This is a genomic window from Calditrichota bacterium (genome assembly GCA_014359355.1).
In the GTDB taxonomy this organism is placed as follows: domain Bacteria; phylum Zhuqueibacterota; class Zhuqueibacteria; order JANLFK01; family Oleimicrobiaceae; genus Oleimicrobium.
This window is the reverse complement of record JACIZP010000276.1, coordinates 1-7,420: the sequence shown is the minus strand read 5'-3', so window position 1 is coordinate 7,420 and position 7,420 is coordinate 1. Positions and strand designations below refer to the sequence as shown.

The window sequence follows — 7,420 nt, the reverse complement described above, 5'->3', positions numbered from 1 at the left end:
AGCCAAAAGCCGACGTACACCTCCCGCAAAGGAAACTTGGTAGGCATTACGTTGTAGTTGAACACGATAAACTCGTCCAGCGGCGGCGAGCTCCAGGCATAGCTCCACTGCACCACGTCCAGATAAAGCGGGGTGTGGTCAGTGACGTTGAGGATATTGTAGTCGCTGTACCGGCAGACAAAGTCTTGGTCGGAGACTGCTGCGTAGCGCGGCCAATAGGGAATGTCCACCGTGTCGCCCTTGTGCACCACCCAGACCGTGTCCCACGGCTCTGCGGTGGGAAAAAACTCATGCGGGGTGAAGTGAGTCCGCGACACCGAGACAAGCGTATCCCCCGACGGAGTGATCGCCCCGATCCAGATCCCGCCTTGGTAGACGTGCTCCTCGTTGCTGCCCGGCGGCATTTCGCAGTACAACAGCCCCGGGTAGTTCACGCGCACGTAGTCATGGGTGTCATCCAAGGTGCCCATGTTGGTGACCAGCTGCCGCACCTTGCCCACATTGTGCAGCTTCCAATCCAGGTTGGTCCACTGCGCCTGCGCGGGGAACGTCCGCACCAACAGGAGGCCAATGGCAATGACTCCTGCCGCCGACCTGCAGGCCGCCAACCTCATATAGACACTTACGACTATCGCTTTTCTTCCCGTCTTACGCAAGATGGCTCGCGTCATTTGATTATCACGAACTTGCCCACTTGTACGGCACCGGTTCTGGTGTCCTTCACCGTGAAAAGGTAGATACCACTTGCCACCGCCTGTCCCACCCCAGAAGTCAGGTTCCAATCCTCATACCCCTTGTACGGGTCGTGGTGGCTGATGGAGATCACATGGTCACCTGCCAAGGTGTAGACATCGATTTCGCACACCTCTGGCAAGTTGATGAACTGGATGCGGCGATCTTGTTCCATCCACCGTTCGCGGGTGCCCTTCGGGCGTTCCCAAGGCGGGTTGTAGGAGTGGTAGGCCACATCGCCGCGGTAGGGATTCGGAACCACCGCAACCTGTCCCACCGTAGCAGGCGGCTGAGTGCCCGGCACGACCACCTTGACATTGGCACTGACACTGGATTCCTGCGAAGGAAAACCCGACACGGTGTCAGGCTTCGAGTACGCCGTCACCGAGTAGTAGTACTCGAGGTTATTGAGCAGCCCTACATCAGTGTACTCGTAGGCTAAGCCGGTGTTGGCTCCAAGGTCGTTGCCAGGCACGTCATACTCAGCCAAAAGGGTCCACGGGCCAGAGGGGCCGACCGTGCTCTTGTATACCCGATACCCCTCAAACGGCTGTGGACAGTGGTCGGCGCGATTGGGGTCCTGGTAAGTTTCCGGATCTGGCTCGCCGGGCTGTGCCCTCCAGCGCAGCACTACCTGGTGCGACCTTGTCTCAACCCGCAGTGGTGGCCGCGGCGGCGGCGACGGTACCTTGAAGTCGTTCGCCACCAGCCAGTCCAAACGATCAGCGTTCTTCAGCAGCCCTTTGAGACCCTTCCCGAGGATCTCGCCAACATAAAACTGCACAGTGTCCCCAACTTGGAGGTTGAACGGTCCAAAGGCTATGAAAAACTGCGAACCAATGGGGTCCAGCTGATCCTGCATAATCACTCCTGCAGCCATTTCTCGGTAGCGGTCAGGATCGCGCGCCGGCGGCCCAAAGTCCGGGTTCTGGATCCAGTTGAACGTCCAGCGCAGCTTGGCCATTCCCCGAGGCGGGTAGATCTTCACCGCGATGGGACTGTACGCGTCGCCATCTGGCCCACCTGGAGCATCGATCGATACACCCATCTGCCGGTCCGCATAGTAGACCGAATAGTCGTCTAAGGCAAACGACCATCCTGGACCGCGGTAGCCCACATTCCCGTCCAGCCAATAGGCAATCCACACGTTCTGCAAGGGCTTGGCTGTGGCGGTTACCCGATAGCGGAACACGACCATCTCGTCCAAAGGCGGCGAGGCCCAGACGTGACTGGTCTGGATCACGTCCACATACAGCGGGGTGTGCAGAGCTATGTTGGTGACATGAAAGTCGGCATACCGGCAGACAAAATCCTGATCGCCAATGGCCGTATAACCCGGCCAGTAGGGTATGTCCACCGTGTCTCCCTTTTCCACCACCCAGATGGTATCCCATTTGGCAGGACTGGGGAAAAACTCCACGTCAGAATGCCAGCTAGTCGTCACCGACACTGCGGTGTCCGCGCCGGTGATGGCACCAATCCAAATACCCCCTTCGCCGACGTGTTCCTCATAACTGCCGGGCGGGAACTCGCAATAGATGAGCCCTGTCCAGCTTCCCCACAACACCCAGGTGGGCCAAAGGCTGCCGATGTTGGAAACAAACTGCCGCACCTTGCCCACGTCGTGCAGCTTCCAGTCCAAGGCCACACGGGCCTGGCCAAAGACCGAAGCGCTGAACACCAGCATCCACACGAGGGGGAGCACAGTCGCCAAACCTCGGCGGGGGCTCGCGTGGAAGCCCACACCTCGGCGTTGCTGCTGCATGGGAGAAAGCAAATATCGCTGATCTTCAGTCCAATGACCAGTCAATGCTCGTTCCTATCTTTACGTGCCGCCCGGTGGAGAACTGGCGGGGATCCATGAGGTTGTAGATCTTGTGCCAGCTCAGGTACTGGTAGACATTGATCGCCGTCAACTGCGGGTCCACGTCGCCGTACTTGTAGGGCTTGCCGGTAAGGGTATTGAACGCATAGCTGATTTGCGTGTTCTTCTCGTCAAAGACGTTGAAAATGTCCACGAACAGCGAGAGCCGCACCGGCCCAAAATTGAATGACTTGCGAATCTTGGCATCAGTGGACATAGTCCACGGGCCGCTCGCGGAGTTCTCAGTCTTCTGCGCCACCACCGGGTCGAGGGTGTAGGGTGTGTACGGTTGCCCAGAGGAAACTCGCGAAAGAACAGTCACATTCCAGTTGTCGGGAAGCTTGAGACCAAAGAGCCTCGGGTTCTTCTTGGGTGGCGCCTCCAACATCGCCTGCAAGATGAACTGGTGGCGAATATCCCACCCCAAACGCCGCTCCCGAATTGGCAATGGGAAATCCGTGAGCGAGCGGATGTAATTCTCGAAGGCGGATGAGGAGTAGCCGGTCGCCCACTGCACTGTGTAGTTCAACTTGCCCGAGGTAAAATGGGAGTAGCGCTTCACCAATTCGAACTCCAAGCCACGCGCCCTGGCGTACCCTTTGTTGTCGTAGAGGTAGACCGGAAGGCCAAGGGCCGCCAGAAGTTGGGTGGTCTCGACCTGTTTGGAGATGTCCTTGGTGTAGCTTTTCACATCGAAGGCCCAGTCATTGAGGAACTGGTGCGTGAAGCCAAACTCGTACAAGATTGTCTGCTCAAAGTCCAAGAAGGGATTGCCGGTGAAGCCTCCCGTATAGGGGTCGCGGTACATGTACTGGAGCTCAGGGAGCTGGCTAAAGTGCCCGTACGAGAAGAAGATCACCGTGCGGTCGGAAATGGGGAACGAGATCCCGAAGCGCGGGCTCACCTTGTACTTGAGCTGTTTCCAGTTGGCGCGTAAGCCGGTCGCGTCCTCCCAAGCTTTCTTCCACGCCTTGTTCTCTACCGTCGAGCCCAAGCGGAACCAATCGGCGCGTACTCCTGCGTTGATGATGAGCGACCCTTTTTCGAACTTGTCCTGCACGTACCAGCCGCCGCTCGTGGGGTAGGCAGTGAACACCCAGCGATTCTGACCAAACTCCTTGTACGGCCCGTTGGGAGCCGGAAACGGCGGCTCGTTCTTGAACACGTGCAGCCCGTAGTTGGAAAGCTTCACGCCACCATCTTGGATATCCACGTAGTGAATATCGTTGTACTGGACCAAGAAGCCCGTCTTCACCAGATGCTCAGGGTGGATCTGCGAAGTAATGTCGGCCTTCACCGTCAGCGTCTTCGTGTGGTCGTCTCGCCAGACGTTTTCGTAGCTCTGGGCATCAAAAAAGCCATAGCCGTCAGTGGTCGCCGCCTTGATAGTTGACTTGAGCGAGTCCGGCGCTCCGGAGAAGTTGCGAACATAGGTGTAGTAGTCGTACTCCACCCCGTCTTTGTAGAAACGCCAGAAATCGGCAGGCGACTTGCCATCCAGCGAGCCGGTATAGTCCACGGTGAGATAGCCAAAATTGACCGTGTAGAAAGTCGACGGTGAAAGCGTATGGTTGATGCGCAACATGAGATTCTGATTCTTGCGCGCATACTCGGCCGTGTGGTCGGGATAGTTCTTCCACAGCCAGTCAAAGCTGCTCCAGCTCTTCCAGGAGCCATGGTAAGAGAAGCCCAGATCGAGTTGCTGCGTCAATTGCCAACCGACCTTGGCGTTGAAGTTGCCGTCGTTGTCCTGTTTCTCCCTAATCTTCAGGCCGAGAATATTGATGTCATCGCGCCTGCGGTGGTTGTTGTAGGGGGTGTCTGAAAGGGTACCATTGCCTGACAAGAAGAAGCTCAAGGAACCCGGCAAGCGCAGTCCCAGCGTCGAGAGCAACCGCGACACCGGCTCGGGCCCCCCAAGGTAAAAGGAACCATACTCGGTGGCATAGGTGTTGAGCATTTCGGAGGACTTGTACTCGACACCACCTTCCAGCCGCTGGCCTCCGGAGCGCGTGGTGATGTTGACCACCCCCGACTGTGCCTGGCCGTACTCGGCGTTGAACGCCCCGGTCAGCAGCTCCATCTGCTTGATGTCCACAACGTTCAGGTTGAGCACGTCCCGGCCGCCGTAGATGGGGTGCGTCACCGGCACGCCATCCACCATGAAGAGGATTTCGCCGCCGCGGCCGCCACGCACATGGATATCCTTGACGCTCTCATCGCGCACCTGGAGCTGCGTACCATCCCCGAAGCGAATAGCTTGCGGTGCCGCATCAATCACCGCGCCACCTTGCAGCAGAAAGAGGTCGGTGGTCCTCTCAAAACCTGGGGTCTGCTCGATCTGCTCGCGGCTGGTCGTTTTGCGCGTGGAGGTGATGTCCAGTTGGACAAGCGGCTCTTCGGCCACCACCACCAACTCAGGAAACTCGATGGCCGTCGACTCCAGCTCAAAGTTGACGCGGGTGGTGAGGTCGACCTTCACCTCCACATTGGCCACGGTCTTGGTGTGATAGCCGATGTACGACGCCGTCACCTCGTATCTGCCTGGGGGCACTTGCAGAATGTAGTACATCCCCTTTGCATCCGTGGCAGCTCCCAACGTGGTACCCCGTATCATCACGTTGCAGGCCATCAGCGGCTCCTTGGTCTGCTTGTCGACCACCACGCCGGCAATCTTGCCGGTATTGCCCGCCCAGAGCTGATGGCCCCCCAGGACTGCTGCCAACGCCACCAAGGCAAGACTACGCTGCCTGAGCACCATCGTTTTCCTCATCGTCACGTTCTCTCTGGAAAAGGGACATCAATAGCCAAGACTCCTGAGCATTTCCTGCGCCATGCGCGCGGCATCCTCCTCCTTGATGAAAAACATCGGGAAGCCCAACACTATGGCATCGAAGCTGGTGCCGTAGTAGCGGATGCCCACCGGGTAGCCCCGGTACGTCGGGATCCCCACATAGTCGTCATTCTTGTAGCGCCAAATGACGCTGGTAAAGCCTGCCCGCCGCGGCATGACATTGACGTATTGCAACCCAATCACGGGAATCGAGGTCAGGTACGACTCGGAGAGTTTGAGCGAGTCGACGCGGATACTGCTGAAGCGCAGCGTGTCGCTGGAGTAGGCGCCGTTGAAGTCAGGAATGGGTGGCGATTCGTCGGCCACCATGATGTGCAGGTAGTCGTAGATAAAGTCACCTTCGCGGAAGCTCTTGGGAAATGGTTCGGCGTGGGCAAACGACTTGAGAATACGCCACCCTCCCATGATGAAATCGCCGCCCACGTTCAAGTAGTCGATGATGTCGTTGATGTGCTGGGGCAGCCTGTGCACATCGCGCTCATAGGTGAAGTAATTATCCGCGTGCCAGACCAACAGCTTGTACTCGCCCAGCACCTTTTTGGGAGGCATGCCGTTCTTTTCATAGTCCCAGGAGTCGCGTGTGCCGAAGATGCGCGCATAGAAGCTGTCCACGTCGGCGTCCTTGAAGCTGATGCCGAAGGGGAATTTCGACTCCACCGTCTCGTCAATAATGAGAATGGGCTTGCTAAAGGTGGGTTTGATGAGTTCCACCGTGACCGCGTCGCCCACCGGATCGACCAGGTTGGTGTTGTCGCGGCAGGTAGCGCGAATCGTATGCTTGCCGTCCAGCGGCACAAAATGTTCAGGGCCGATGTACACAGAGGTGTCGGCCATCCAGTGCCACTCACCGTCGTCCACAGCCCAAGCGTACTCCACCACTTCGCCGTCCTGGTCGCGCGCCCGAAAGATGAGGTGAATGCCTAGCCACCAATCGGTGGTCTGCTCGATGACAAAGAACTGCTGGTTCTGGGTCGGGGTCAAGATCTCTGTGGTGGGGAAGACCGTCTGATAGGTGTAGAACCACTTCTCTGCCGGGGTGGGGTCGACGTCACCATCATTGTCCACTGCCCGCACCTGAAAGCGCTGGCGGTTGAGCAGATCGCTCGATTCGAAGGCAATGGTCTCGCGGGTCTGGTCGGTGCGCGTCCAGGGCTGGACCACCGAGTCGCCGGCATGCACATGGTAGGTGATGTAACGATACTCGTAGCCTACTATGTAGCCGTCGTCATCTTCGCCGTCCCAGTGCAAGGTGACGAGGGCAAACAGCGTGTCCCCATCCACTGGGATGTTCGCCACAGTCGTGTTGGGGGGAAGATTGGGGCGCGCAGGGGAAGTCTTGCGCGCACAGCCGAACCACACGACAGCTAAGGCCAGAGCGAGCAGAAAGGCGGTTGTCACCACACGCTTCATGGGCTTGGTCACCTCAGCAACATTGCTTGCGAGTTGTCCCCACCTCCGCTTCCGTTCACAGATTCTTTACGCTGACCACTTCCACGTCGGGAACAAAAAGATAGCTGTCCCGATAGCGCCGAACCGAGCGAAACGGACGAATGCGCACCTCTACCTCTGTGACCCCCTTCTCCTCCACGTGAAACTGCGTGTGCAACTCCACAAAGGGACTCACGTCGGTAGGCGATTTGACTGGAATCTCAAAAGTCCCGAGGCGCAGGATGCGCGGCGTCATGCCGAAGGTAATCTTGTCATAAGAAAAAGGCGGCACGTGGCTCTCGTAGATGGTGAACTTCTGGTACTGGCCTGCGCTTCGTTTGATGATATTGTAGGTCACATCCTGCTGTTGATAGGCGCGTGGTGTTGTGTATAGCAAAGCGAAGGCACTGTCGTTGTACACCTTTCCCTGGTAGATGGTCACACCAAAGCTGTCCCCCTCTGCCACGTTCACCACATCTTTCACGATGAGGATGGACGTGTCGGCGGGGTCCGACTGCAGGGTAACGCGCAGGATGCCCGGC

General features: G+C 57.9%; 5 protein-coding genes. All 5 read right to left on the bottom strand.

Annotated features, from left to right (window positions below):
• Positions 1-671: hypothetical protein (locus tag H5U38_12150; protein MBC7187775.1), on the bottom strand; the 671-nt coding region annotated here is incomplete at its 3' end.
• Positions 668-2,437 (bottom strand): hypothetical protein, encoded by a 1,770-nt coding sequence (locus H5U38_12145; GenBank protein MBC7187774.1) that lies wholly within the window; start codon positions 2,435-2,437, stop codon positions 668-670. The genes H5U38_12145 and H5U38_12150, both read right to left, overlap by 4 nt.
• 85 nt (positions 2,438-2,522) lie before the next feature.
• The gene (locus H5U38_12140; protein ID MBC7187773.1) at positions 2,523-5,369 is read right to left on the bottom strand and encodes a TonB-dependent receptor; all 2,847 of its coding nucleotides are present in this window, start codon (positions 5,367-5,369) and stop codon (positions 2,523-2,525) included.
• 27 nt (positions 5,370-5,396) lie between these two features.
• The gene (locus H5U38_12135) at positions 5,397-6,860 is read right to left on the bottom strand and encodes a hypothetical protein (protein ID MBC7187772.1); all 1,464 of its coding nucleotides are present in this window, start codon (positions 6,858-6,860) and stop codon (positions 5,397-5,399) included.
• 55 nt (positions 6,861-6,915) lie between these two features.
• Positions 6,916-7,420 (bottom strand): hypothetical protein (locus H5U38_12130; protein ID MBC7187771.1); only part of this gene is annotated, 505 nt, incomplete at its 5' end.

What these genes read in the sequence shown, in the direction of transcription:
- H5U38_12140 (MBC7187773.1), bottom strand. Translation starts at nt 5,369, where the DNA reads ATGAGGAAAACGATGGTGCTCAGGCAGCGTAGTCTTGCCTTGGTGGCG.
- H5U38_12135 (MBC7187772.1), bottom strand. Translation starts at nt 6,860, where the DNA reads ATGAAGCGTGTGGTGACAACCGCCTTTCTGCTCGCTCTGGCCTTAGCT.